Annotated in this window: 26 protein-coding genes; 15 read left to right on the top strand and 11 right to left on the bottom strand. The window is 67.6% G+C overall.

What is annotated here, in order from left to right; all coding sequences use genetic code 11:
• Positions 1–169: 169 nt before the first annotated feature.
• Together MKK51_RS08375 and MKK51_RS08380 are read left to right on the top strand one after the other, a co-directional pair.
• Positions 170–1,225 carry a hypothetical protein gene (locus tag MKK51_RS08375; RefSeq protein ID WP_243976300.1) on the top strand — a complete coding sequence of 352 codons (1,056 nt, stop codon included), beginning with the start codon at positions 170–172 and terminating at the stop codon, positions 1,223–1,225.
• A gap of 35 nt (positions 1,226–1,260) precedes the next feature.
• On the top strand, positions 1,261–1,917 hold the full coding sequence (locus MKK51_RS08380) for a hypothetical protein (protein ID WP_243976301.1): 657 nt from the start codon (positions 1,261–1,263) through the stop codon (positions 1,915–1,917).
• A 6-nt stretch (positions 1,918–1,923) separates the two neighbouring features.
• On the opposite strand, the gene MKK51_RS08385 is transcribed toward MKK51_RS08380, so the two are convergent.
• Both MKK51_RS08385 and MKK51_RS08390 read right to left on the bottom strand, forming a co-directional pair.
• Complete coding sequence (locus MKK51_RS08385) at positions 1,924–2,175, bottom strand: DUF3297 family protein (RefSeq protein ID WP_027173633.1); 252 nt, start codon at positions 2,173–2,175, stop codon at positions 1,924–1,926.
• A 76-nt stretch (positions 2,176–2,251) separates the two neighbouring features.
• Entirely contained in the window at positions 2,252–2,896 is a 645-nt protein-coding gene (locus MKK51_RS08390) for a CatB-related O-acetyltransferase (RefSeq protein WP_243976302.1), read from the bottom strand.
• Between the two features lie 63 nt (positions 2,897–2,959).
• On the opposite strand from MKK51_RS08390, the gene MKK51_RS08395 reads away from it, so the two are divergent.
• On the top strand, positions 2,960–5,293 hold the full coding sequence (locus tag MKK51_RS08395) for an NADP-dependent malic enzyme (protein ID WP_243976303.1): 2,334 nt from the start codon (positions 2,960–2,962) through the stop codon (positions 5,291–5,293).
• 104 nt (positions 5,294–5,397) lie between these two features.
• Here MKK51_RS08395 and MKK51_RS08400 read toward each other — a convergent pair whose 3' ends face one another.
• Entirely contained in the window at positions 5,398–5,532 is a 135-nt protein-coding gene (locus MKK51_RS08400) for a hypothetical protein (RefSeq protein ID WP_279601033.1), read from the bottom strand.
• Between the two features lie 124 nt (positions 5,533–5,656).
• Between MKK51_RS08400 and MKK51_RS08405 the strand changes: the two genes are divergently transcribed.
• Positions 5,657–7,099, top strand: a complete 1,443-nt coding sequence (locus MKK51_RS08405; protein WP_243976304.1) for an acetamidase/formamidase family protein — start codon at positions 5,657–5,659, stop codon at positions 7,097–7,099.
• A gap of 16 nt (positions 7,100–7,115) precedes the next feature.
• On the opposite strand, the gene MKK51_RS08410 is transcribed toward MKK51_RS08405, so the two are convergent.
• From MKK51_RS08410 to MKK51_RS08430, 5 genes are all read right to left on the bottom strand, one after another.
• A complete protein-coding gene (locus MKK51_RS08410) occupies positions 7,116–7,439 on the bottom strand; it encodes a DUF1648 domain-containing protein (protein WP_243976305.1) in 324 nt (107 codons plus the stop codon).
• 43 nt (positions 7,440–7,482) lie between these two features.
• Positions 7,483–9,033: an exopolyphosphatase gene (ppx, locus tag MKK51_RS08415; RefSeq protein WP_243976306.1), complete on the bottom strand. Its 1,551-nt coding sequence runs from the start codon at positions 9,031–9,033 to the stop codon at positions 7,483–7,485.
• Between the two features lie 25 nt (positions 9,034–9,058).
• Positions 9,059–11,605, bottom strand: a complete 2,547-nt coding sequence (locus MKK51_RS08420) for an RNA degradosome polyphosphate kinase (RefSeq protein WP_409565646.1) — start codon at positions 11,603–11,605, stop codon at positions 9,059–9,061.
• 97 nt (positions 11,606–11,702) lie between these two features.
• Positions 11,703–12,425 (bottom strand): DnaA ATPase domain-containing protein, encoded by a 723-nt coding sequence (locus tag MKK51_RS08425; protein WP_243976308.1) that lies wholly within the window; start codon positions 12,423–12,425, stop codon positions 11,703–11,705.
• 8 nt (positions 12,426–12,433) lie between these two features.
• Complete coding sequence (locus MKK51_RS08430; protein ID WP_243976309.1) at positions 12,434–13,525, bottom strand: AI-2E family transporter; 1,092 nt, start codon at positions 13,523–13,525, stop codon at positions 12,434–12,436.
• 225 nt (positions 13,526–13,750) lie between these two features.
• Here MKK51_RS08430 and MKK51_RS08435 point away from each other — a divergent pair, with 225 nt between their 5' ends.
• From MKK51_RS08435 to MKK51_RS27175, 5 genes are all read left to right on the top strand, one after another.
• The gene (locus MKK51_RS08435; protein ID WP_243976310.1) at positions 13,751–15,502 is read left to right on the top strand and encodes a methyl-accepting chemotaxis protein; all 1,752 of its coding nucleotides are present in this window, start codon (positions 13,751–13,753) and stop codon (positions 15,500–15,502) included.
• A gap of 213 nt (positions 15,503–15,715) precedes the next feature.
• The gene (purM, locus tag MKK51_RS08440; protein WP_243976311.1) at positions 15,716–16,798 is read left to right on the top strand and encodes a phosphoribosylformylglycinamidine cyclo-ligase; all 1,083 of its coding nucleotides are present in this window, start codon (positions 15,716–15,718) and stop codon (positions 16,796–16,798) included.
• Positions 16,795–17,466 (top strand): phosphoribosylglycinamide formyltransferase, encoded by a 672-nt coding sequence (gene purN, locus MKK51_RS08445; protein WP_243976312.1) that lies wholly within the window; start codon positions 16,795–16,797, stop codon positions 17,464–17,466. Before purM ends, purN begins: the two co-directional genes overlap by 4 nt.
• A gap of 77 nt (positions 17,467–17,543) precedes the next feature.
• Positions 17,544–17,825, top strand: a complete 282-nt coding sequence (locus MKK51_RS08450; RefSeq protein WP_243976313.1) for a type II toxin-antitoxin system HigB family toxin — start codon at positions 17,544–17,546, stop codon at positions 17,823–17,825.
• 71 nt (positions 17,826–17,896) lie between these two features.
• Entirely contained in the window at positions 17,897–18,238 is a 342-nt protein-coding gene (locus tag MKK51_RS27175; RefSeq protein ID WP_279601034.1) for a type II toxin-antitoxin system HigA family antitoxin, read from the top strand.
• A gap of 155 nt (positions 18,239–18,393) precedes the next feature.
• Here MKK51_RS27175 and MKK51_RS08460 read toward each other — a convergent pair whose 3' ends face one another.
• Both MKK51_RS08460 and ndk read right to left on the bottom strand, forming a co-directional pair.
• A complete protein-coding gene (locus MKK51_RS08460; RefSeq protein WP_243976314.1) occupies positions 18,394–18,771 on the bottom strand; it encodes a hypothetical protein in 378 nt (125 codons plus the stop codon).
• 213 nt (positions 18,772–18,984) lie between these two features.
• Positions 18,985–19,407: a nucleoside-diphosphate kinase gene (gene ndk, locus MKK51_RS08465; RefSeq protein ID WP_243976315.1), complete on the bottom strand. Its 423-nt coding sequence runs from the start codon at positions 19,405–19,407 to the stop codon at positions 18,985–18,987.
• A gap of 268 nt (positions 19,408–19,675) precedes the next feature.
• Between ndk and MKK51_RS08470 the strand changes: the two genes are divergently transcribed.
• Complete coding sequence (locus tag MKK51_RS08470) at positions 19,676–20,215, top strand: DUF2147 domain-containing protein (RefSeq protein ID WP_243976316.1); 540 nt, start codon at positions 19,676–19,678, stop codon at positions 20,213–20,215.
• A 4-nt stretch (positions 20,216–20,219) separates the two neighbouring features.
• Here MKK51_RS08470 and MKK51_RS08475 read toward each other — a convergent pair whose 3' ends face one another.
• On the bottom strand, positions 20,220–20,855 hold the full coding sequence (locus MKK51_RS08475) for a glutathione S-transferase N-terminal domain-containing protein (RefSeq protein ID WP_243976317.1): 636 nt from the start codon (positions 20,853–20,855) through the stop codon (positions 20,220–20,222).
• A 211-nt stretch (positions 20,856–21,066) separates the two neighbouring features.
• Here MKK51_RS08475 and MKK51_RS08480 point away from each other — a divergent pair, with 211 nt between their 5' ends.
• From MKK51_RS08480 to MKK51_RS08500, 5 genes are all read left to right on the top strand, one after another.
• Positions 21,067–21,336 (top strand): hypothetical protein, encoded by a 270-nt coding sequence (locus MKK51_RS08480; RefSeq protein ID WP_409565647.1) that lies wholly within the window; start codon positions 21,067–21,069, stop codon positions 21,334–21,336.
• 64 nt (positions 21,337–21,400) lie between these two features.
• The gene (locus MKK51_RS08485) at positions 21,401–21,817 is read left to right on the top strand and encodes a DUF4345 domain-containing protein (protein WP_243976318.1); all 417 of its coding nucleotides are present in this window, start codon (positions 21,401–21,403) and stop codon (positions 21,815–21,817) included.
• Positions 21,814–23,835 carry an FUSC family protein gene (locus MKK51_RS08490; RefSeq protein WP_313898802.1) on the top strand — a complete coding sequence of 674 codons (2,022 nt, stop codon included), beginning with the start codon at positions 21,814–21,816 and terminating at the stop codon, positions 23,833–23,835. The genes MKK51_RS08485 and MKK51_RS08490 overlap by 4 nt, the downstream gene beginning before the upstream one ends.
• A 12-nt stretch (positions 23,836–23,847) precedes the next feature.
• A complete protein-coding gene (locus tag MKK51_RS08495) occupies positions 23,848–24,042 on the top strand; it encodes a DUF1656 domain-containing protein (RefSeq protein ID WP_243976320.1) in 195 nt (64 codons plus the stop codon).
• Between the two features lie 35 nt (positions 24,043–24,077).
• Positions 24,078–25,088 (top strand): HlyD family secretion protein, encoded by a 1,011-nt coding sequence (locus MKK51_RS08500; RefSeq protein WP_243976323.1) that lies wholly within the window; start codon positions 24,078–24,080, stop codon positions 25,086–25,088.
• Positions 25,089–25,102 lie beyond the last annotated feature (14 nt).

Below are 25,102 nucleotides of genomic sequence, written 5' to 3' on the forward strand. Positions count from 1 at the left end.
ACGGTTTCGACCCAGCGCCCTGCACCATCGCGCCCTCGCACCTCATGGCGAACCTGCCGGAGCGGTCTTATAGGACGGCCATCGCACCATCAAAAATAGGTTTTTATTGCTATTAACGGAATTATGCGCTAAATAATGGGCCCTGCCACGTGCGCTGGGAACGTCACCGATGTCGCGACTCGACACCCGCAGACAGCGGCTCGCTGCGATCCGCTCCGATCTGGCTGAGCTTGCCGTCGAGGTCGAACTGATCCGCGTCGAGCGCGTCCTTGCCCGCAAGTACAGCCCCGATCAGCCACGCGAGCCAGCCGGCCAGCCCGGTGGCGGACGTTGGGCATCGGGACATGGCGGATCGGCCGGTCCGGCAACGATGGGTTCCCTTGGTTCACACGATTCGCCGGCCACCGAAGAGGTCGTCACCGAGGACGGATCGCGCGTTCTCTCGCTCCGCATCCGGAGCCATCCCTCCCAGGACTGGGACGAGCAGCACACCGTCACAGCGCCGGACGGCACGCGGACCGTCTTCGAAATGTCGGGCCGCACTCAGACGGTCCGCGATGGCGAGACCGGCGAAGTCCTGTCGCGCGGCACCTTGAGCGGTGATCGGGTGGAGCCGGAGGCGTTCGTTCAGGACGCTCGGACTCCAACGCGCAGGCCTTCGAGGATCGGCGTAGCGATCGAAGCGGCCGTAACGCTGCTGTCAGTGCTCTCGCAGCGGAACGGCTCCAACACTACAGCGATCTTCGTGGCGCCCGCGAGCGAATATGGACTGAGCGACGATCCCGAATTTCCAGTATTCTGGGTCGGAAGGGTCGATCAAAGCAGCCTGGATCAGGCTTGCCCGCGCTACAGCGAGGTCCAAGAGATGCTCGATACGACTACCGCCCACGTACGATCTTCCGGGCTCTACAGCAGCCCTCAAGCCCTGGGGAATGAAGTTCATTTTCTTATGTCAGAACAGATAAAAGCTCTCAGAGAACCAAATTTTATTGCGGAAATATCCTATAAAAAGATCAGCTATCTTCCCACTCGATATGGTGAGCGAAATTATATTCGTCTCGACATACTTGAAAAACCTCCTACAGATACGGTCTGCATCTATGACCACAAGACGGGCGATGCGGGACTGGATCCTACAAGAGCTGTTGATTTCGCGGCGCTTGCACGCAAGAATTTTCCTACCGCAAAGCGTTTCATTGTCATGGAAATGAGGCCTCGTCGGTGACACGCACGAGCCAAGTCAAAGCCGTTTATCGTCCGTTGCTGGATCGTCATGCCGACATCGTCCATGTCGGCAGCCGCGATCTCTGGATCAGGCCCGTGCACCACGTCGCCCTGCGTATCATGGTGGATGATACATCCGATCCCGATGCGTTTTACCTGAAATGGTCGATGCTCGACATCTTCAGTCCGCTCGACGGCATGCTCGGCATCATCGGCTGGTGCGCCGGGCAGCTTGGCCCACCGGGCGGATCGAAATACGCAGTCTGGCGCTGGTCCGATCCCTCCACGATCACGGATATGATATCCGTGATCGAGACCGGAGCTTTGCCGCTCCTGCGCGGGATGGATGCACTGGAGGCGTTCGTCGCGTTCTATCGGGAGAACTTCGAGATCGCCCGGATCGGAGCACCGGAGGACCGGCTGATCATCGACATAGCGCTAGGCCATCTCGCGAGTGCTCAAGATATCCTGCATGACCTCCTCCCTCACTTCCGGGAGGACGGATGCGCGAGTTCGGCCTCATACCGGCAGACCCGCAACAAGATCCTCGCCGTCGCCGACCCGCTCCTTGCCGGAGACCGGGCCGCCCTCGCCACGATCCTTCACGGCTGGGAAGCCGCCAACATCCGTGGCACGAAGATCGAGCCCTATTGGGAGCCGACGCCGTTCCCGCTGGAGACGGCGCCGGGGTGAGCTGTCTCAGCCTTCGCTGGAATCGTCGCGAAAGTACGGCTCCACCGGGCCCTTCAGCTTCACCGTCATCGGGTTGCCGGCGCGGTCGAGGGTCTTGCCGGCCGACAGGCGGACCCAGCCTTCGCTGACGCAATATTCCTCGACATTGGTCTTCTCGACGCCCTTGAAGCGGATGCCGATGCCGCGTTCGAGGATAGCCTCGTTGTAGAACGGGCTGGTGGGGTTCACCGCGAGGCGGTCGGGAGGCGTGTCGGACATCGGCATGGCCTTGGGAATCGATGATCGGGGTCGAGCGATCGTTGACGCGTCGGGACGAAGGGTTCGGGTAAGCGATTCACGCCCCGCCCGCAACGCCGCCGGCCCTGGCCGCCCGCGCCGCCGCGATGAGATCCCCGATGCGGTCGCTCTGGAGCAGGGGCACCAGACCGCGCACCGCCTCGGGGGGCAGGTCCCACCACGCGGTCTCCAGCAGGCCCGCCACCTGCTCCGGATCGAAGCGGTGGCGTATCACCCGTGCGGGGTTGCCGGCGACGATCGCGTAGGGCGGCACATCGCGGCTGACGACGGCGTGGGCCCCCACCACGGCGCCGTGCCCGATGGTGACGCCGGACAGGATCATGCAGCCGGAGCCGAGCCAGACATCGCTGCCGATGGTCACGTCGCCGCGCGAGGCATGATAATCGGCCGGCGCCTCCACCCCCGGCCAGAGTCCCGCCATGGCCGCGAACGGATAGGTGGTCACCCAGTCGAGGCGGTGCCCGCCGCCGAGGAGGATCTCGACCCTGTCGGCGATGGAACAATACCGGCCGATCGTAAGGAGCCGCCCCGCTTCCGGGAACCGCACTTTCGGGCGGCCATAGGAGTACGAGCCGATGGAGAAACCGTGGGTTTTCACCATTCTGGCGAGGTGCAGGCGGGTTTCGTTGTGCGGGTTGCGCCCACTCCGCAAGCGGTGCAACAGAGTTTTCAACCAATGCATCCCGAAGACCGGCGGGAAAGCTCCGCGGCGCCGTCAGAGCCCGCGATGAAGGGAGTGAGGCTCATGGGCGACAACATGTCCGACGATCTCAAGTCCGGAGCCCTCGTCTACCACCGCCTGCCCCGGCCCGGAAAGCTCGAGATCCAGGCGACGAAGCCTCTGGGCAACCAGCGCGACCTGGCGCTCGCCTATTCCCCCGGCGTCGCCGCAGCCTGCATGGCGATCTACGACGATCCGCAGGAGGCCGCCACCCTCACCATCCGCCAGAACCTCGTGGCCGTGCTCACCAACGGCACCGCCGTACTCGGCCTCGGCAATATCGGCCCGCTGGCCTCGAAGCCGGTGATGGAGGGCAAGGCGGTCCTGTTCAAGAAGTTCGCCGGAATCGACGTGTTCGACATCGAGGTGGACCAGAACGACGTCGGCAAGCTCGTGGACGTGGTCTGCTCCCTGGAGCCGACCTTCGGCGGCATCAACCTCGAGGACATCAAGGCACCCGAGTGTTTCGAGGTCGAGGAGCAGTGCCGGGCGCGGATGAACATCCCGGTCTTCCACGACGATCAGCACGGCACCGCGATCATCGTGGCGGCGGCCGTCCTCAACGCCCTCGAACTCGCCGGCAAGCAGCTCTCCGACGTCCGCATCGTCACCTCAGGCGCTGGCGCCGCGGCGCTCGCCTGCCTCAACCTGCTGGTGTCGCTGGGCGCCCGGGTCGACAACATCACCGTCACGGACATCAAGGGCGTGGTCTACAAGGGCCGCACCGAACTGATGGACCGCTGGAAGGACGTCTACGCCAAGGAGACCGAGGCCCGGACGCTGGCCGAGGTCATTCCGGGCGCCGACGTTTTCATCGGCCTCTCGGCGGGCGGCGTCCTGAAGCCGGAATATCTGGAGAAGATGGCCGACAAGCCGCTGATCATGGCGCTGGCCAACCCCTATCCGGAGATCATGCCGGATCTCGCGCAGGAGAAGCGCCCCGACGCGATGATCTGCACCGGGCGCTCGGATTTTCCCAACCAGGTCAACAACGTCCTGTGCTTCCCCTACATCTTCCGCGGCGCCCTCGATGTCGGCGCCACCTCGATCAACGAGGAGATGAAAAAGGCCGCCGTGAAGGCGATCGCGGCTTTGGCCCGCGAGAGCCCCTCCGACGTGGTCGCCCGCGCCTATGGCGGCGAGGCCCGACCCTTCGGCCCGCATTCGCTGATCCCGAGCCCGTTCGATCCGCGCCTGATCCTGCGCATCGCCCCCGCCGTGGCGCAGGCCGCGATGGATTCGGGCGTCGCCGGCCGGCCGTTGGAGAACGTCCAGGCCTATGTCGAGGGCCTCGACCGCTTCGTCCATCGCTCCGGCTTCATCATGAAGCCGATCTTCTCCAAGGCGAAGGAGAACCCCAAGCGCGTCCTCTATGCGGAGGGTGAGGACGAGCGCGTGCTGCGCGCCGCCCAGGCCATCGTCGAGGATCACGTGGCCCGGCCCATCCTGGTGGGACGCCCGCGCGTGATCGAGACCCGGATCAAGCGCTTCGGCCTGTCGATCCGGCAGGGGACCGATTTCGACCTGATCGATCCCGAGGACGATCCACGCTACCGCGACTATGTCGCGACCTATCTCGAAGTCGCCGGCCGTCGTGGCATCACGCCGGATGCCGCGCGCACGCTGGTGCGCACCAACAACACGGTGATCGGGGCCATCGCCGTGCGCCGGGGCGAGGCGGACGCGCTGATCTGCGGCCTGGAGGGCCGGTTCGAGACGCGCCTGCGGGTGATCCGCGACGTGATCGGCCTCGCGCCGGGCGTGCTCGATTTCGCCGCCATGAGCCTCATCGTCACCAAGGAAGGCGCTTACTTCCTCGCCGACACTCATGTCCGGCCCGATCCCAGCGCCGAGGAGATCGCCGATGTGGCGGTGGCCTGTGCCGGCCACGTCGCGCGCTTCGGCCTCACCCCGAAGATCGCCCTCCTCAGCCATTCGGATTTCGGCCAGTCCGATTCCCGCTCCGCTCAGAAGATGCGTGCGGCGCTGGGTCTGATCCAGGGCCGCCGGCCGGACCTGCAGGTGGATGGCGAGATGCAGGCCGACACCGCCCTGTCCGGCCTGATCCGCGACCGGGTGCTGCCCGGCTCGCCCCTCAAGGGCTCCGCCAACGTCCTGATCTTCCCCAATCTCGACGCCGCCAACATCGCCTTCCAGTTCTCCAAGGTCCTGGCCGACGCCCTACCCGTGGGGCCGCTGCTGATCGGCCCGGCCCGGCCCGCGCACATCCTGTCGCCGTCGGTGACGGCGCGCGGCATCGTCAACGTCACCGCCGCGGCGGTGGTGGAGGCGCAGGCGAGCGTCGTCGAGCCGACGACCGCATCGCCCGAGCCTGGTCTGATGCCCCTCTCCGAATAGAGCGACGGCCGGGATGTCGCGCATCCTCCACGTCTGACGCCATGGGAAAAAGGCCTCCGATTTCTCGGGGGCCTTTTTCGTTCGTGTGCCCAGAAGGGATGGAATCAGACGCGGCGGTCGCCGTGGGCGACGGCCGGGGTCACGGCGCCGAGGCGGCCGCCGAGGAAGGCGGCCAGGCCTCCGAGGATCAGGGCGAGGGCGCCTTGGAGAGCGCCCTGCGCAGCGGCGCTGCGGGTCATCCCACCCTCTTTCGCCCAAAGGCGATCGGATCCCGCCGGGACCTTCCCTTCCGCCCGGACGCGTGGAGAACTGGCCACCGGATTGCATACAGGATTCGGATCAAGGGCCGGTCGGGAGATTTCAATGTGCCGTGGTGACGATCCGAACTGCACCCATTTCGCCGAGCATCGCCGCCGTTTCCTCGGCGACCTCGCGCCCGAGCGTCGGGCCTTCCTCAAGAGCGGTTTCGTCGCCACCGGGGGCGCGGCGGCGATGGCGGCCGGCGGACTGTCCCTCGTCGGCCCCGCGCTGGCGCAGACGAGCGCCAAGGGTATCCGGCAGACGGCGCATTACCACCTGCCGGCCACCGCGGAGACCGTCCATTGGGGCTACTTCTCGAAGCTGCTGAAGCCCCAGGTCGAGATCGCGTCCGGTGACTACGTCACCATCGAGACCCTGACCCACCACGCCAACGACGATGCCGAGCGCATGGTGACGGGCGATCCCGGCGCCGAGAGCGTGTTCCTCTGGACCAAGGAGAAGAAGGGCGTCGCCCGCCGCGGCGCCGGACCGGAGACCGGCCCCCTCGGACCGGGCGGGGGGCTCGGCGTCCACATCTGTACCGGCCCGGTGGCGATCCGCGGCGCGGAGCCCGGCGACGTGCTGGAGGTGCGCATCCTCGACGTGGCGCCCCGCCCCTGCGCCAACCCCGCCTTCAAGGGCCGCAGTTTCGGCAGCAACGCCGCCGCCTGGTGGGGCTATCACTACAAGGACATGATCACCGGCGACCGGACGCGCGAGGTCGTCACCATCTACGAAGTCGACGTGAGCGGCGCCCGCGACTGGGCGAAGGCGGTGTACAATTTCCGCTGGCCGGGAGTCACCGATCCGTTCGGCGTGGCGCATCCCACCATCGACTATCCCGGCATCCCCGTCGACCACGCGAACACGCAGCGCAATTTCGACGTCCTCAAGGGCGTGCGCGTGCCGATCCGCCCGCATTTCGGCACGATGGGCCTCGCGCCCAGGGAGGCCGACATGGTGAACTCGATTCCCCCGAGCTACACCGGAGGCAACATCGACAACTGGCGCATCGGCAAGGGCGCGACGATGTACTATCCCGTCGCGGTGCCGGGCGCCCTGTTCTCGGTGGGCGACCCGCATGCGAGCCAGGGCGATTCCGAACTCTGCGGCACCGCCATCGAGTGCTCGCTCACGGGCACCTTCCAGTTCATCCTGCACAAGAAGGCGGATCTCGCCGGCACGGCCCTGGAGACCCTCGATTTCCCGATGATCGAGACGCAGGACGATTGGGTGCTCTCGGGCTTCAGCTATCCGAACTACCTCGCCGATCTCGGACCCGAGGCACAGAGCGAGATCTTCTCCAAATCCTCCATCGACCTCGCCATGCGCGACGCCTTCCGCAAGATGCGGTCCTTCCTGATGCAGGCGAAGGGGCTCACCGAGGACGAGGCGATCTCGCTCATGTCCATCGCCGTCGATTTCGGCATCACCCAGGTGGTGGACGGCAACTGGGGCGTCCATGCCATCGTCAAGAAGGCGATCTTCGCGGACAGGCCGTCCTGACGCGCCGCGAGGTCGGTCAGCCGGTGAGGTGCCTTCGCAGCATGAAGAGATAGACGATTTCGGCGGCGACGAGGATCGCTCCCACCGTCGCCATGTTTCGGGCGACACCGGACCCGTCGCCGCCGGGTCCATGGCTCACGGCCACCGTCGCCATGACGATCACGCCGATGACCGGGATGAACCCGAGCGCGATCCATTTGGGCGCGTACCAGGTCGGCCGCCCGTCCAGGCCCCATTGCATCGGAAGCCGGTCGAGATCACCCACCCAGAAGCCCGCGAGGGCCGACAGGCATGACAGGATGGCGAGGGTCACGACGGCGAAGACGTAGACGGTCGGCATCGAAGATCCTCCGAACGGCCGAGGCTACGAACCCGCGACCGTATCAGGTCGTGACGATCCGCCCCTCCAGCCCCAGCACCCGGCCGAGGCCGCGGACTCGGTTGAGGAGGCGATCGCCCGGCAACGCGGCCATATCCGACGGCAGAGTCAGGGTCACCCGCCGATCTTCGACGATGAGGGGAAGACGCGAGAGCGCCCCCTCCATGCCCGCCGAGATCGGGAAGGCGACCCGCAGGAGCGCTCCGACGAGGCGGGCGCGTTCGAACAGGCGCGGCCCGGCGAGGCTGCGCAGCATCGGGCTCGCCTTCTCGGCGGCCATGCCCTCGTGACGGAAATAGACCGCGAGGGCGAGATAGGCCCTGCCGGGGTGGTCGACGCCCACGAAGGCGGCATGGGTAATGACGTTGATGCTCTGCTCGCCCCGGTAGTCGGGATGTGCGCGCCAGCCGATATCCGACAGGAGGCAGGCGGCGTGGCGCAGGCGGCGCTCGTCGGCCGTCTCCGGGCCGTCGAGGGTGGCCACGAACCGGTCGGTCCAGGCGATGAGGTCGGCACCGTGTCCGGGCGAGCGGGCGCGCAGGCCGTTGAGTTCCCCGGCCGCCGCCAGGAGCGGATCGGCCAAGCGCGTATCGCGGTCGAGCTGCTCGTAGAGCAGCCCCTCGCGCACCCCGGAGGCCGAGATGGCGAGTTCACGCGGGCGGCCGATGCGGATGATCTCCTCCAGCACCACGGCGCCGTAGGCGAGGAGGGGCCGGCGCGCCTCCGAGACGGCCTCCACGTCCTGCAACAGGGCGGCGTCGGTGCGCTCCACCACTTCGAGGAAGCTGAGTTCGTCGGAAGGCTCGATGCTGTAGCCGTGCATGACGTGGAGCGGGTAGCCCCGCGCGGCCTGATGCAGGCGGGCCAGCGCCCGCCAGGTGCCGCCCACCGCGTAGAAGCTGCGCCCGCGCAGGGTCTCCAGCTGGGGGGCCGCCTTCGCGAGATTCTCGCGAGCGATCTTGAGGGCCTTCTTCACCGACCCGCCGGAGAGATCCTGGAGGGCGAGGCCGCCGAGCGGCATCGTCACCCCCTGCCCCACCGTGGCACCGCGCACGTCCACGAGTTCGAGGGAGCCGCCGCCGAGATCGCCGACGACCCCGTCCGGCGTATGGAAACCGGAGATCACGCCGAGGGCCGACAGCTCCGCCTCCCGCCGCCCCGACAGGAGCTCGATCCGGTGGCCGCAGGCGGCCTCCGCCGCAGCGAGGAATTCCGGGCCGTTCTGCGCGTCGCGCGCGGCGGCCGTGGCCAGCACGAAGACGCGGCCGACGCGCATGGTCTCGCAGAGGATGCGGAAGCGTGCGAGCGCGCTGAGCGCGCGCCGGACCGCCTCTTCGCTGAGCCGGCCCGTGCTGAACACGTTACGGCCCAGCCCACACAGGACCTTCTCGTTGTAGAGCGGCGTCGGTGCGCGGTTCAGGCCGTCATAGGCCACGAGCCGCACGGAATTCGAGCCGATGTCGATGATCGCCACCGGCTCCACGCAATCCTGCACGCGGCGGTCTCCCTGAAGCGCGAGGCCGCTCTGCGCAGCACTGGTACGAGGGAGGCCCATGACCGGCTCCTAGTGGGTCGTCCGCTCAGGGGCGCTGGGCTCTGCGGCTCAGAGCGCGCGGACTCGACTTCTTCGAGGACTTGCCCCGGCCGGACAGGCTCGGGTTCGTCATGAAGTACTTGTGCGCGTTGAACGGCTCCTCGCCCTCGGAGGGCTGGACACGTTCACTCGCGCCAGACGCCAGTACACGCCAGCTCTGTTGGTTGTCGAGGAGGTTGGCGAGCATGATCTGGTCCAGCACCTGCTGATGCACGGTTTGGTTAGTGATCGGCAACAGCGCCTCGACGCGCCGTTCGAGGTTGCGGGTCATCAGGTCGGCCGACGAGATCGACACCGTCGCCTTCGGGTGCGGCAGGCCGAACCCGTTGCCGAAGGCGTAGATCCGCTCGTGTTCGAGGAAGCGCCCGACGATGGATTTCACCCGGATCGTGTCCGACAGACCGGGAATACCCGGCCGGAGGCAGCAGATGCCGCGCACGATGCAGTCGATCTGCACCCCGGCCTGGGACGCGTCGTAGAGCGCGTCGATGATCTGCCCGTCCACCAGGGAGTTGCACTTGATCCAGATCGCCGCCGGCCGCCCGGCCTTGGCATGGGCCACTTCGGCCGCGATGTTCTCCAGGAGCCGGGGCTTGATGGTCAGCGGCGAGACCGCCATGCGCTCGAGTTCGGCGGGCTCCGCGTAGCCGGTGATGTAGTTGAAGATACGGCTGACGTCGCGGGCCACTGCGGGGTCGGCCGTGAAGAACGACAGGTCGGTGTAGACCCGCGCCGTGATCGGGTGATAGTTGCCGGTGCCGACATGGCAGTAGCTCACGAGCTTGTCGCCCTCGCGCCGCACCACCATCGACAGCTTGGCGTGGGTCTTCAACTCGATGAAGCCGAACACCACCTGCGCGCCGGCCTTCTCCAGGTCGCGGGCCCAGCGGATGTTGGCCTCCTCGTCGAAGCGTGCCTTCAGTTCCACCAGCGCCGTCACGGACTTGCCGAGTTCGGCGGCCTCGGCCAGCGCCGCCACGATCGGCGAGTTCGAGGAGGTGCGGTAGAGCGTCTGCTTGATCGCCACCACGTTGGGGTCGCGGGCGGCCTGGGCCAGGAACTGCACCACCGCGTCGAAGGATTCGTAGGGGTGGTGGACGATGAAGTCCTTCTGCCGGATGGCGGCGAAGACGTCGCCGCCGCTCTCGCGGATGCGCTCGGGGAAACGCGGGTTGTACGACTTGAACTTCAGGTCCGGCCGGTCGATCCCGACGATCTGCGACAGTTCGTTGAGGGCGAGCATGCCCTCGACCACGAAAATCGCGTCGTAGCCGATCTCGAGTTCGTCGGCGACGAAGGCGCGCAGATCCTCCGGCATCCCGGTCTCGACCTCGAGCCTGATGACGACGCCGCGGCGGCGCTGCTTCAGGGCGCTTTCGAAATGCAGGACGAGGTCCTCGGCCTCCTCCTCGATCTCGAGGTCGGAATCGCGGATCACCCGGAACGCCCCCTGCCCCTTGACGAAGTAGCCGGGGAACAGGCGGCCGGTGAACAGGACGATGACCTGCTCGATGGCGATGAAGCGGGCGGTGGATTCCCCCGTGACCTCCGGCAGGCGCACGAAGCGGTCGAGGACGGCGGGCAGGCGGATCAGGGCGCGCAGGGTGCGCCCGTCGCGGGGCCGCACCATCATCAGGGCGATGCTGGAGCCGAGGTTCGACAGGAACGGGAACGGATGGGCCGGGTCGATGGCGAGCGGCGTCAGCACCGGGAAGACGTGGCTGAGGAAGTACTCCTCCAGCCAGGCCTTGTGATCGGGACTGAGATCGCCGGGCTCCACCAGATCGATGCCGACACCGTGAAGGTCGTCGCGCAACTCGCGCCAGCGCCGCTGCTGGTCGAGGGCGAGGCGCGAGACCTCGGAACCGATGCGGCTAAGCTGCTCGGACGGGCTCAGCCCGTCCTGCGACGGCTGGATCAGGCCGGCGCGGACCTGGTCGTGCAGGCCCGCCACGCGGACCATGAAGAACTCGTCGAGGTTGTTGGCCGAGATCGAGAGGAAGCGCAGCTGCTCCAGCAGCGGGTGGCTGGTGTTGGAGGCTTCCTCCAGCACCCGGCGGTTGAACTGCAGCCAGGAGAGTTCCCGGTTCACGAAGCGCTCGGGCGAATGGCGCAGGGCGCGGCCGGCGGCGAGCACGGTCTCCCGCGCCACGGGTTCGGCTGTCGCTCGTTCAGTCGCCGTGTCGGCCATGATCGTCTCCGCCAAAATGGAGCCTGATTCCGTCTCTGCCTCGGAGGCCTCGCCGATCGAGGCCGCGTCGGCCGGGAGAGTGGCTCCGGGGCCGGGCTTCGGCGCTGTCTTCGTGGCTTGGGCCCGGACGGTCGCGACGCGAACCGGACCAGCCTCCGCCGGTCGGCGCCGGGCGGCGGGGCGCTTTTGCGGCACGGATTCGGGCACCACGGGGCCGTGGCCGTCGTCACCGGAGCGGGTCTCGTCGGTGGAGTCGCTGGCCGGAGCGATCTTCCGCTCCTCGACAGCCGTCCTCTCGCTGTCCGACCCCTGGGCGATCGCGTCCGAATCCATTTCCGGCAACGGGTCTTCTCCTCACTCTACTGAAACGAGCGGCCTCGTAGCATGCTGCCGGGCCGTCGCGTCTGACAATTCCATGACAATCGGGACGAGCGGGCGATCAGGCCGGCGCATCGTCGTCGTCGGCCTCGCCGTCCGACACACCGAGCTCCGCCAGCACCGCCATGGCCAAGGGCCTCGTGATGCGGCGGCCACGTCTCAGGGCGTCACGGTCGAGTTCGGCCACCACGGCCCTGGCCCTGGCGAGGGAGCGGTCGATCCGCAGGGCGATGGCCTCGACGACGCTGAGGTCGACCACGAGCTGGCGGTCGACGAAGAGCTTGACCAGCACCGCCCGCATCAGCGCGTCGTCGGGGGGCAGGATGGTGGCGCCCGGCGCCAGTCTCAGGCGTGAGCGCAGATCGGCGGTGGCGAGGCCGAGCGCCTCCACCGGTGCGGCCGCCGTGATGAGGACAGGGCTGCCATTCTCGCGGGCGAGGTTGAGGAGGTGGAACAGGGCCGCCTCCTCACGGCCCTCGGGGCGGTCGATATCTTCGATGACCAGGGCACCGTTGGAGACGAGATGCGTCACCGAATCGGCGGTGACCTCGGAAGCCGGGACGGTCCAGGCATGGGAACGCGTCGCCCAGATCGACGCGAGATGGCTCTTTCCGCTGCCCGACGGCCCGGTGATGAGGCAGACCGTATCGGGCCAGCGCGGCCAGGCTTCGATCAGCCCGTAGGCCGCCTCGTTGGCCGGTCCCACGAGGAAATCCTCCCGGCCGTAACGGGGATCGAGGGGCAGGTCGAAGGCGAGCTGCTTCGGGGGGGCGGCCTCGCGCATCGGCGATCTCATCCCTCGCGCTTCTGAATCAGGATCGGTTCTTCCGCATAGTAGAGCGGACTCTGGAGATAACGCGCGATCGCGAACCGGACGATGACGCCGATGGAGGCCGCGACGGGGACGGCGAGCAGCAGGCCGAGGAACCCGAACAGCGAGCCGAAGGCGAGGAGCGCGAACATCAGCCAGACCGGATGCAGGCCGACCGAATCGCCCACAAGCTTGGGCGAGATGACGTTGCCTTCGAAGAACTGGCCCACCACGAACACGGCGACGGTCAGCCCGATATGGAGCCAATCGGAAGTCGGCCAGAACTGGACCAGGGCGACGCCCACCGAGAGCAGGAACCCGACGAGGGTACCGACATAGGGGATGAAGGTGAGGAAGCCCGCGATCATCCCGATCAGAACGCCGAAATTCACGCCGACGAAGAACAGGCCCACGGCGTAGAACGTCCCCAGGATGAGGCAGACCAGGGTCTGCCCGCGGACGAAGCCGATGATCGCGCGGTCGATCTCGCCGGCCAGGCGGCGCACGGTGGTGCGGTGGCGTGGCGGCGTCCAGCCGTCGACGGTGGCGACCATCCGGTCCCAGTCGACCAGAAGGTAGAAGGCCACGACCGGGGTGACGACGAGCAGCGAGGCGATGGAGACCAGCGCCTGGCTGCCGGACCACAGGGACTTGAGGAAGGCCAGGAACCAGGTCCCGCCCTGCCCCACCAGGGTTCCGACGGAGGATTGCAGATCGTTGAGGACGTCCGCGCCGCCGACACGCGTCAGGATCGGCCCGACCCGCTCGACGATGATGCCCTGCAATCGCGAGATCATACCGGGGAGGGTCGTCACGAGCGCTGAAATCTGGTTGGCGGCCAGGGGCACCACGATCAGCAGCAGGACCACGAGCCCGACGACGAACATGGCCAGGATCAGGAGCGAGGCCGAGAGTCGGCCGAGGCCGAAGCGCTGGAGCCTGTCGGCCATGGGATCAAGGAGGTAGGCGAGCGCCAGACCCGCCACGAAAGGCAGCATCACCCCCGAGAGCAGGTAGAGCAGCAGCGCGATGACGCCGAGGCCCACCAGTCCGATCACCGCCCTGCCGCGCATCGGCCCTCCTCCGTCTCGCCCGTCGCCCGCGCACAAGAGTGGGAAGGCGGTGCGGCGGGGTCAAGGCTCGTCCGCGAAGGCCCCGCACGGCCCGCGGCCGGGGAACGGGCTTGAACGACTTTCATTCTCAAGAAAGCAGATTTTTAACGAGCTAGACTGTAATTTCCCCCAAATCGGGGGGGTACAATGAGTCTATCGCACAGATTTATTGGTCTGATCACGGCTATGCTGGTATCCAGCCTGCTGCTGGCCGGGTCCATCATCCTTTATGCACGGGCTGTCGACCAGGTGAGCGCGGCATACGCGACCCGTCAGAAATCGATCCTCCTCGCCGACGAGATCCGGCAGAGTTCGGACGACCTCACCCGGCTCGGCCGCACCTACGTCGTCACCGGCGATGCGTCGTACAAACAACAATACCTCGACATCCTCGACATCCGCTCCGGCCGTAAGCCGCGCCCGGAGGAGTATCATCGCATCTACTGGGATTTCGTCGCGGCCGGCGTGGCGAAGCCGCGCCCCGACGGCGAGACCGTGTCGGTGCACGACCTGATGAAGCGTCTCGGCTTCAGCCGGCAGGAAACCGACATGCTGGCGGAATCCGTCCGGAATTCGGACGGGCTGGTTCATCTCGAAGTCGAGGCGATGAATCTCGTCGAGGGCAAGGACAAGGATGGCCAGCCCCTGGCACAGCCGGACCCGGCCCGAGACCGCGATCGGGCGATCGGGCTCGTCCATTCGGAGGCCTATCACGGTTTCAAGGCGCAGATCATGAAGCCGCTCGACGCGTTCTACGGGCTGATGCAGTCCCGCACCGACGCGGCCGTCGCGGCGGACGAAGCCCGGGCGCACTTCTACTTCGCCGCCGTCGTCGGCACGCTGGTCGCCACCGTCGCCACCTTCCTGGCTCTCGGCTGGTTCGCCCATGAGGCGCTGGTCCGCGGCTACGGCGCGGTCGGCCTGGCCATGGGCCGGATCGCTGAAGGCGATTACGCCGCCGCGGTGCCCTGCCTGGACCGCCGGGACGAGGTCGGCAGCCTCGCCCGGGGGCTCGAAGCGTTCAAGGCCAACCTCGCCCGGGACGTGGCGGAGCGCCACGCCCGCGAAACCCGACAGCGCGAGAGCGCGCGCCGGTCTCAGACCGAGACCCTGGCGCAGGCCTTCGAGGCGGCTTTCGGCGGCATCGTCCGCGCCGTAGCGACCTCCGTGGGCGAGCTGCAGGACACCGCGCAGGCGATGTCGCAGATGGCCGGCGACACCGCCGACCGTTCCGGCGCGGTGATCCGTGCCGCGGAGGAGGCCTCGGCCAACGTCGCCGCCGTAGCGGCAGCGGCGGAGCAACTCAGTGCCTCGGTGTCGGAGGTCGGCCGTCAGGTCGACAGTTCGGCGGCGCTGACGCAGGCGAGCGCGACGGAGGCCGGGCGCACCGCCGGGCTGGTCCAGGATCTGAGCCGGGCTGCGACCCGTGTCGGCGACGTGGTGGCGATGATCAACGGTATCGCCGGCCAGACCAATTTGCTCGCTCTCAACGCCACCATCGAGGCCGCGCGTGCCGGCGAGGCGGGACGCGGCTTCGCGGTGGTGGCGGCCGAGGTCAAGGAACTCGCCACCCAGACCGCCAGGGCCACCGACGAGATCGCCTCCCAGATCGGCGACATCCAGTCGGTCACCCGGGAGGCGGTGACGGCGATCGGCGCCATCGCCGGGCGTATCGACGACTTGAGCGGGATCTCGAGCGCGATCGCGGCCGCGGTGGAGGAGCAGGGGGCGGCGACCCGGGAGATCGTTCGCAACATCCGCCAGACCGCCGATGGCACCGGTCAGGTCACGTCTCATATCGGCGACGTCGCCGACGCGGCGCAGAGGGCCGGCGGGGCGGCCGAGCGGGTGCTTTCCGTCGCCTCCTCGGTCTCCTGCGATGCCGACCATCTCGATGCCGAGGTCACCCGTTTTCTGGCGCAGCTTCGCGCCGCCTGAGGACGATGCTCCGGTCCGCGCAAGGCGTTGCCTGCCCGTTTCATCGAAGCGGGCGCGGGATCGGCGCGCCCGGTGCCGCGCCCGTTGAACGGTGGAGTCGATCGAAATGTGCTTCCGCGCCCGGCACCGGGTGCCGAACTCGTCCGCGACGACTCGCCGAGACCGCCGCGACCCGTTAGAGCAGCCGGGACAGGACGTTGAGACGAGGTGCCGATGACGGCCGAGAGCAAGAACGGCGAGAGCCGGAACGGAATGACCTACGCGGATGCGGGCGTCGACATCGATGCGGGCAACGCCATGGTCGAGACGATCAAACCGCTGGTCCGCTCCACCCGCCGGCCCGGGGCGGATGCCGAGATCGGCGGGTTCGGCGGGCTGTTCGACCTCAAGGCGGCCGGCTTCTCCGACCCGATCCTGGTGGCGGCCAATGACGGCGTCGGCACCAAGGTGAAGATCGCCATCGAGACCGGCCGCCACGACACGATCGGCGTCGATCTCGTGGCGATGTGCGTGAACGACATCATCGTCCAGGGCGCCGAGCCGCTGTTCTTCCTCGACTATTACGCCACCGGCAAGCTGGTCCCCGGCGTCGGCACCGACATCGTGCGCGGCATCGCGGCGGGCTGCCGGCTGGCCGGCTGCGCCCTGATCGGCGGCGAGACCGCCGAGATGCCCGGCCTCTACGACGGCTCGGATTACGACCTCGCCGGGTTCAGCGTCGGCGCCGCCGAGCGTGGAAAGCTCCTGCCACGCCCCGGCATCGCCCCCGGCGACGTCGTCCTCGGCCTGCCGTCCTCCGGCGTGCATTCCAACGGATTCTCGCTGGTCCGCCGGATCGTCGAGGCGAGCGGCCTCTCCTACGACGACCCGGCCCCGTTCGAACCGTCGCGCTCGCTCGGTGACGCCCTGCTGGAGCCGACCCGGATCTACGTGAAGCCGCTCCTCGCCGCGTTGAAGGCCACGGACGGGATCAAGGCCCTCGCCCACATCACCGGCGGCGGCTTTCCCGACAACCTGCCCCGCGTCCTGCCCGACGGCGTCGGCATCGCCATCGATCTCGACGCGATCATTCCGCCGCCCGTCTTCGGATGGATCTCGAAGGTCGGCGGGGTCGCCGAATCCGAAATGCTGCGGACCTTCAATTGCGGCATCGGCATGGTGGCGGTGGTCTCGCCGGAGAGCGTGTCGGCGGTGACCCGGGCGCTCGATACCGCCGGTGCCTCGCCGATCCGACTCGGGCTCATCACCGAGCGCGGACCGGAAGCGGTGACCTTCCAGGGCAAGCTCGCCCTGTGACGGCCCCGCGCGCCAGGATGCGGGTGGCGATCCTGATCTCGGGACGCGGCTCGAACATGGTCTCGCTGATCGAGGCCGCAAAGGCGCCGGATTATCCCGCCGAGATCGTTCTCGTCGCCTCCAACCGGCCGGAGGCGGGCGGGCTCGCCCATGCCGCGAGTGCCGGGATCGCCACGAAGGCCCTCGATCACCGCGCCTATCCCGACAGGGCAGGCTTCGATGCCGCCCTGAACGCGGAACTCGAAGCGGCCGGAATCGAACTCGTGGTTCTCGCCGGGTTCATGCGGATCCTCTCCGCCGGCTTCGTCGAATCCTGGGCCGGACGGATGATCAACATCCATCCCTCGTTGCTGCCGCTGTTCCGCGGCGTCCACACCCATGAGCAGGCCCTGGCGGCGGGCGTGCGCCTGCACGGCTGCACGGTGCATTACGTGGTGCCGGAACTCGATGCGGGTCCGATCGTGGCCCAGGCCGCCGTTCCCGTCCTGCCCGGCGACGATGCCGACAGCCTCGCGGCGCGCATCCTCGTCCAGGAGCATCGGCTCTATCCGCGCGCCTTGGCGCTGATTGCCGGCGGACGGGCGAAGCTTGAGGACGGGCGCGTGGTCTTCGCCGAGGACATCGCTGCGGCGGACGGAGCGTTGATCAGCCTTCCGTCGGCAGGGTGAGATCGAGCTGATCAGCCGGTCATCTCAAAATGAGATGAATCCGTTGCGTCGAATCTCATTTTGAGATACGAATAGTCATGCGGGTTATTTCGAACAAGTCTCTCGTCGCATTCGCAGCCACTCACGCAAGCGCGTCTGCTCCTTTGCAGGCTTGGCGCAAGATCGTGGAGACGAATGGATTTGCAAATTTTTCCGAGCTCAAGAAGACGTTCAATACAGTAGATCGGGCGCGTGGCTATTATGTCTTTGATGTCGGAGGCAATAAATACCGGCTGATCGCCGCAATTCACTTCGATACGCAAAAATTATTTGTCCGGCACGTCTTTACGCACAAGGAGTACGATGCATGGAATCTGTGAGCTTGAGCCGTGCTGACGTCGATACGATCGCGGGTCATTTTCGGGCCATATCGGATTATGTGCCGCTTCGCGTGATCCGGACTGACGCCGAGTACGAGACTGCGGTGGACGTGATGAACGGCCTTCTCGATGCAGGTGCTGGTGAGGACCATCATCCCCTCGCGGGGGTGCTCGGTCTCCTCGGCGGGTTCATCGCCGATTACGACAGAACGCATCACGGTCTGCCGGATGTGCCGCCCGCCGAGATCCTGCGACTGCTCATGGAGCAGAACGGCGTGAAGCAGAGTGATCTGCCCGAGATCGGGAGCCAGGGTGTCGTGTCCGAAATTCTAAGTGGCAAGCGTGACCTCAACCTCGGTCAGATCAAGCGCTTGGCGACGCGGTTCGGGATCGAGCCGGCGACTTTTCTCTAAGCACGTTTGGGAAAAGTTATCACCGCTTCTGGTTTCAGTACCGTCGACACCCCAGCGACCTAAGCGAGCCGAAGCGTTGGCTTGCCAAAGCAAACGCGCTTCGTCTCAAAATCCCGGCGTAGACGGTGCTCCGCCGAGGCCTCTTGTCGAATGGCCTATGCCGGGCGCGGCAGCTGGCAGCTGTCGAGGGCCGCGAGCGCCTTGGCGCGGGCGGAATCGTTGAAGTAGCCGGTGGTGCGGTAGGATTCGAGCTCGGCCGGGTTGAGGCTCGCCAGGGTCTGCTTGGCGTAGCAGCCACACGGGCGGGCGAGCGACGCCTCGGGGACGCTCTGCAGGCGGGACTGGGTCACCGTGCAGGCGTGGCGCACGCGTCCGGTGAGGTTGCCGGCGGAGGCCGTCTTTAGGGCCGGATCGGGCGTGTAGCCTTCGAGGGAGGCCGTGGGCGTACCCTTGTTCGCGTTACACGCGGCGAGCAGGGAGATGAGGCCGGCGGCGAGCAGGATCCGGCCGGTGCGCGGAGCGATGGAGCGCATGGAATGTGGGGTCCGTGAAAGGGATTTGGATAAGGGAATTCCTTTCACGCCCGGCGGGACTCCCGCGCAAGAGCGTTCGCGCCACACCAAGCATCGTTCCGTTGCGCGTATCCCGGTTCCCGGAAGGAACCGATGCCCTATCGAACGACGTCGCGCGGGATCTCTTGGCGAATGCCGAGAAAACCCGCCCGGGGAGCGCGAACCTGAACAGGTTCAGCCGACGATGTCGGAATCCTGGAAGAACTGCGCGATCTCGATCTTCGCGTTCTCGGCGCTGTCCGAACCGTGCACGGTGTTCTCGCCGACCGACTCGGAGAAGGTCTTGCGGATGGTGCCCTCGTCGGCATTGGCCGGGTTGGTGGCGCCCATCACGGTGCGGTAGGCGGCGACGGCGTTCTCGCCCTCGATCACCTGCACGACGACGGGACCCGAGGTCATGAAGGAGACGAGTTCCCCGAAGAACGGGCGCTCCTTGTGAATCTCATAGAACTTTTCGGCCTGGGCCTGGGTCATCTGGATGCGACGCTGGCCGACGATGCGCAGGCCCGCCTTCTCGATCACGGCATTCACCGCTCCGGTGAGGTTCCGCTTGGTCGCGTCGGGCTTCAGGATGGAGAAAGTGCGCTCGGTGGCCATGATCAGTCCGGTTGATGTCGCTCGGCCGAAAACGGCTTCGGCGGGCGGCTTATAGCGGCCACGCCCCGTTGCCTCAACCCGACGGACGAAAGGCGGGCATCCACAGCGGAATTCGTTTGGCCATGGCTCCGGCGCAACACTGCCGGAAAATCGCCTGATTGCGGGGGTGTTGTCGCCCCAGACGAATTCGACACCAAGGCTCACGACCCTTCGCGACGCTCCCGCCAGTGCGTCGCGGCCCTTCACAGGCACCAGGAGACCAAAAGCCATGCGCGTTGCCCTGACCTCCGCCTTCCTGCTCTCCGGACTTGTCGCCGCCTCTGCCGCCCCTTCGAAGGACCCCTCCGGTACCTGGCTCACGAAGGACGGCCGCGCCAAGATCCGCATCGATCATTGCGGCGCGAACAACGCGAATGTCTGCGGCAAGGTCGTCTGGCTGAAGACCCCGACCACGGAGACGGGCGCCCCGCGCACCGACGCCAAGAACCCAGACCCGAAGAAGCGCCTGCGCCCGGTCATCGGCCTGCAGCTCATCGAGGGTCTCGCCCCCGACGAGGAGAAGTTCTCGGGCGATATCTACAACATCGACGAGGGCAAGATCTATCAGGTCAGCCTGGAGCGTGAATCCGGCTCCGAACTCAGCGTGTCCGGATGCCTCCTCAAGGTTCTGTGCGGCTCGGAGACCTGGACCCGCGTGCCGGACGTGAACCAGCAGGCCGCCGTCGTTCCGGCCGCCGAGATGGCCCCCAAGCCGGCGCCGAAGCCCGCGGCCAAGCCGGCCGCGCCTCAGGTCGAAGCCAAGAAGTAACGCGTCAGATCGCGGCGAGGCCCCGTTTCACGGCGGGCCTCGCCAGGACGGTGTCGAGCCAGCGCCGGACATTCGGCAGGGCCGCCAGATCGATCCCCTGCTTCTCGTGATGCTTGGCCCAGGTCAGGAGCGCGATATCGGCGATGGAATACGTATCGGCGATGTAGTCGCGATCCGCGAGGCGCCGGTCGAGTACGCCGTAGAGGCGGTGCGATTCCGCCGAGAACCGTTCGATGGCGTAAGGGATCTTCTCCTCCGCGTAGATGCGAAAATGGTGCATCTGGCCGAGCATCGGACCGAAGCCCCCCACCTGCCAGAACAGCCACTCGTCCACCATCGTCCGGGCGCGCTCGTCGACGGGGTAGAGACAGCCGGTCTTGCGACCGAGATATTGCAGGATCGCCCCCGATTCGAAGACCGTGATCGGCCTGGCCCCCGGACCCTCCGGGTCAACGATGGCCGGGATCTTGTTGTTGGGCGAGATCGCCAGGAAATCCGGCGCCATCTGGTCGCCCTTGCCGATGTTCACCGGCACCACCCGGTAGGGCAGCCCACACTCCTCGAGCATGATGGGGATCTTCCAACCGTTGGGCGTACCCCAGGTGTGGAGGTCGATGGGCTTCTGGGTGGCGGCGGCCATGGGAAACGTTCCGCTCCTGTCAGGGTCGCGTCATAGAGCCGGATCAAACCGGGCGCAGGGCGGATGGTTGCAGGATCCACGCCGTCATTGAACGGTGGACGGTGCGCCGCGGCACGGCGAAGGACCTTGCCCTTTGCCCGACTTCTGGCTGTGATGGTGCCGGTTCCGGCGCCTCACCGTGAGCGCAGGACAACGACCTGGGGTTGCAATCATGCGGTTTCCTTTTCTTCCAGCCGTGGTGGTCGCGGCGTCGATGATGCTGGGTTTCACGGCCATGGCCTCCGCCAAGGACCCCGTGGCCGCCTCGCCCGAGTCCGGCGCGAAGGAGCCGACTGTCGGGCAGAGTGCTGCTCGGGAGCGGCAGAAGAAGTGCGGTGCCGAATGGCGCGCCCTCTCGGTGGCCGACAAGGCGGCGCAGGGGCCGAAATGGCCGCAATATTTCAGCAAATGCGTCAAGCGCTTGAAGGAGATCAAGGCCTGATCTAGTTCCGCTGGGAACCGGTGCGCGGGAGGGATCCGCCGGGCCGTAACAGGGGAACGGACGGATGCGGGAGCGCGAGGCGCTGCAGCGGGTCGTGGCGGTGGCCGCGATGATACCGGTGGCCTCGGGGCTCTTCGGAATCCTGTTCGGCCTCGGAGGCGTCGGCGGCGACAGCCTGTCCCAGATCTCCGCCGACAGCCATTTCCGCTACCTGTCGGGCCTGCTGACGGGAATCGGCATCCTGTTCTGGAGCTGCGTTCCGGCCATCGAAGCGAAATCGCGCCTGTTCCGGTTCCTGACCCTCGTGGTCGTGCTCGGCGGGCTGGCGCGGTTGCTGGGCCTCTACCTCACCGGCCTGCCCTCGGCGGTGATGCTGGGTGCCCTGGCGATGGAACTGGTGGTGACGCCCCTCCTCTGCCTGTGGCAGATGCGGGTTGCGGCCAAGGCCGCGGATGCGGCGGCGGCCGGGTCCTCTCCGTGAGCGGGGTTTCCGCCGGACCACGCCCCTCCCCGGCCGACCGCGCGCTCTCGCTCATCGAGCGCATCGTCCCCGCGCCTTCCGCCTGGGCCTTCGCCCTGCGGATCTGGCTCGCCATGGTGCTGGCGCTCTACGCCGCCTTCTGGCTCCAGCTCTCCGGCGCCTCGTCGGCCGCCGTCTGCGTGGCGATCCTGGCCCAGCCCAAACGCGGCCAGGCCCTGTCCAAGGCGCTGTACCGCTTTCTCGGCACCCTGGCGGGGGGCGCGATATCGATCCTGCTGATCGGTGCGTTCGGACAGGACAGGGTTCTCCTCCTGGTCTCCGTGGCGACCTGGCTCGGCCTCTGCGTCTTCGTCGCCCACTTCCTGCAGGACACGCGGGCCTATGGCGCGATGCTCGCGGGCTACACCGTCGCCATCGTCGCCGTTGCCCATATCGACACGCCGCAGGCGGTCTTCGACGCCGCCATCGACCGCGTCGCGGCGATCACCATCGGCATCGTCGCCATCACCTTCATCAACGACGCCCTCGCCTCGCCGAGTACATGGCGCACCCTGCGCAAGCCCCTCTCGGAGGCCTTCTCGGCCACCCGGGTCTTCGCCAGCGAGACCCTGTCCCAGGCGGATCCCGGCTCGGAGCGGGCGGCGGCGCTGATCCGCCGGATCGCGGTGATGCGCGCCGATGCCAGCGCCATCGGCGGCGAACTCGATGACGGCGCGCGCCGGGCCGCCGGCGCGCGCAGTGCCATCGCCGCGCTCTATGCCATGGCGGCGGCGAGCCGCGCCTTCACCGCCGCCGGCAGGATGCTGGGCCGCGACAGCGAGGCCGTCGCCGAGGCCCGGCGGATCTGCCTCGGCCTGACCGAGGCGGGGTCCGATGCCGACGCGGCCTCGGACCGCCTCGGCGCCCTGGTGGACGAGGCGATCCAGGGCGGGACGAGCGATCCTCTGGAGATTCTGGCTCTCCAGCGCGGTCTCGATTTCGCCCGCGCGGTCTCCTTCGCCGAGGACGGTCTGAACGCCCTCTCCACGGGTTGCCGACCGAGGCGCGACGTCGCCCTGCCGACGCATCGCGACCTGCCCGTGGCCCTCCGCGGCGCGGCGCGGGTGGGGATCGCCTTTGCCGCCACCGCCCTCCTCCTCGTCGCCGCCGGCTGGCCCGCCACGTCCTTCGCCCTGGTGCAGGTGGCGGCGACCTGTTCGCTCTCGGCCATCGCGCCGGACTCGAAGGCTTTCGCCCGCGGCGTCCTCATCGGGATGCCCCTCGCGGCCCTCTGCGCCGGGATCGTGCTGTTCGGCGTCCTGGGGGGCGAGCAGGGCTTCCCGCTCCTCGCCATCGCCATCGCGCCCGTGGTCTTCGTGGCGTGCTTTCTCAGCCTGAACCCGCCGACCTTCGGAATCGGCTTCATCCTGCTCGTGTTCTTCATGGTCCTCCTGTCGCCGTCCAATCCGCAGACCTACGACGCGCAGACCTTCCTCACGAACGCGTTCCTGGTGACCATGGCGGCGTGCATCCTGTTCGTCGCGGTGCGGATCGTGCTGCCGATCTCGCGCGCCCAGCGCCGCGTCTTCGCCCTCGATTCGGCCCGGGATTCGGTTCTGGACGCACTGGCCGGCGATGGCGGCGACGCCACGACCCGTACCAGCCTCAACAGCGACCGGCTGCTGCAATTCTCGCAGTGGAGTTCGGGGAGCGGCGCCGTCCGCGCGGCGAGCCTGGACCGCGCCTTCGACCTGGCCCGCCTCGAATCCGCCGCCGCCCGCGCCCATGTCCAGCTGTGCCGTCTCCCCGACGATCCCGCCCTGAACGATGCCATGAGGCAGGCGCGGGAGGGACTGGAGGCGGCGGACGCGGCCACGCTCGCCCGGTCCGTTCGCGCGTTCCTCCGTCACGGCCGATCCATGAACGCCCCGACGCGGCTCCACATCGCCCGCCTCGTCAGCGACCTCGTGACGGCGGGGGGCGTCATGGAGAGCCAGCACCGTCTCCTGCGCCGCCTCGGCCTCCTGCGACCGGCCTGATGGAGGCACCCCATGCGGCATGACATCGATCTCGGCGGCGTCCTGATCTCGCCCTTCGTCGCCTATGTGCTGGCGGCCCTGGCCATCATGGTGCTCCTGCGCTTCGGCTTCAGCCGCCTCCGCTTCAGCCGCTACGTCGCCAACCCGCCGCTGGCCGAGGCGGGGATCTTTGTCTGCATCCTCGCGCTTCTCATCGTTCTCTTCTGAGCAATCTGTCCCGCCGACATGGGTCCTGCCTGACAATGGCCGACGACGATCTCTCCGATGCCTCCCCCTCCCGCGAGCGCACACCGGCCCTTGCGAGGCGCCGGTGGTGGCGCGTGTTGCGGGTGCTGGCGACCGTGGTGATCCTGGCCTGCGCCTGCGTGGCGGCCGCCCTGGTCTGGCAGTTCTACGTCACCGCGCCCTGGACCCGCGACGGGCGCGTCCGCGTGCAGGTGGCCAGCGTGGCGCCCCAGGTCTCCGGCCAGATCGCCGAACTGCGCGTCACCGACAACCAGAACGTCGCCAGGGGCGAGGTTCTCTACGTGATCGACCCGGTCGATTTCGACATTGCCATCGCCACCGCCCAGGCCGAGCTGGAGAACCGCGAGGCCGACCTTCAGGTGAAGCGCACCCAGGCGGCCCGGCGCGAGGCCCTGACCACCCTCTCCACCTCGGTGGAGGAGAAGCAGCAATATGCGGGCACCGCCAAGATCGCGGAGGCGGCGCTCGCCTCCGCGAAGGCGCAACTGCATCAGGCCCGGGTCAACCGGGGGCGCACGGAAGTGCGCTCGCCGGTGAACGGGCGCGTCACCAACCTCCTCCTGCGCGCGGGCGACTACGCCACCGCCGGCACCGTCAACGTCGCGGTGATCGATACCGATTCGTTCTGGATCGACGGCTATTTCGAGGAGACGAAGCTGGCCCATATCCATGTGGGCGACGGGGCGAAGGCCGAACTCCTCGGCTACTCGGCCCTCATCGACGGCCGGGTGGAGAGCATCACCCTCGGCATCAGCAACGCCAACGCGTCGCCGAGCACGCAGGGCCTGCCCAATGTCGACCCGGTCTATACCTGGGTGCGCCTCGCCCAGCGCGTCCCCGTACGGATCCGCATCGACAGGGTCCCCGACGGCGTCACCCTGGTGGCCGGCATGAATGCCACCGTCTCCGTGGGCGAGCCCGGTGCCCATGGCGGCAAGCTCTGGAACACCCTGCGCGACCGCTTCGCCGGAGGCGACGCCCCGGCATCGACCGAACCGCGGCGATAGCGTTCCGCGACCGC

It is taken from the genome of Methylobacterium sp. E-045 (assembly GCF_022829685.1).
Taxonomy (GTDB): Bacteria; Pseudomonadota; Alphaproteobacteria; order Rhizobiales; family Beijerinckiaceae; genus Methylobacterium.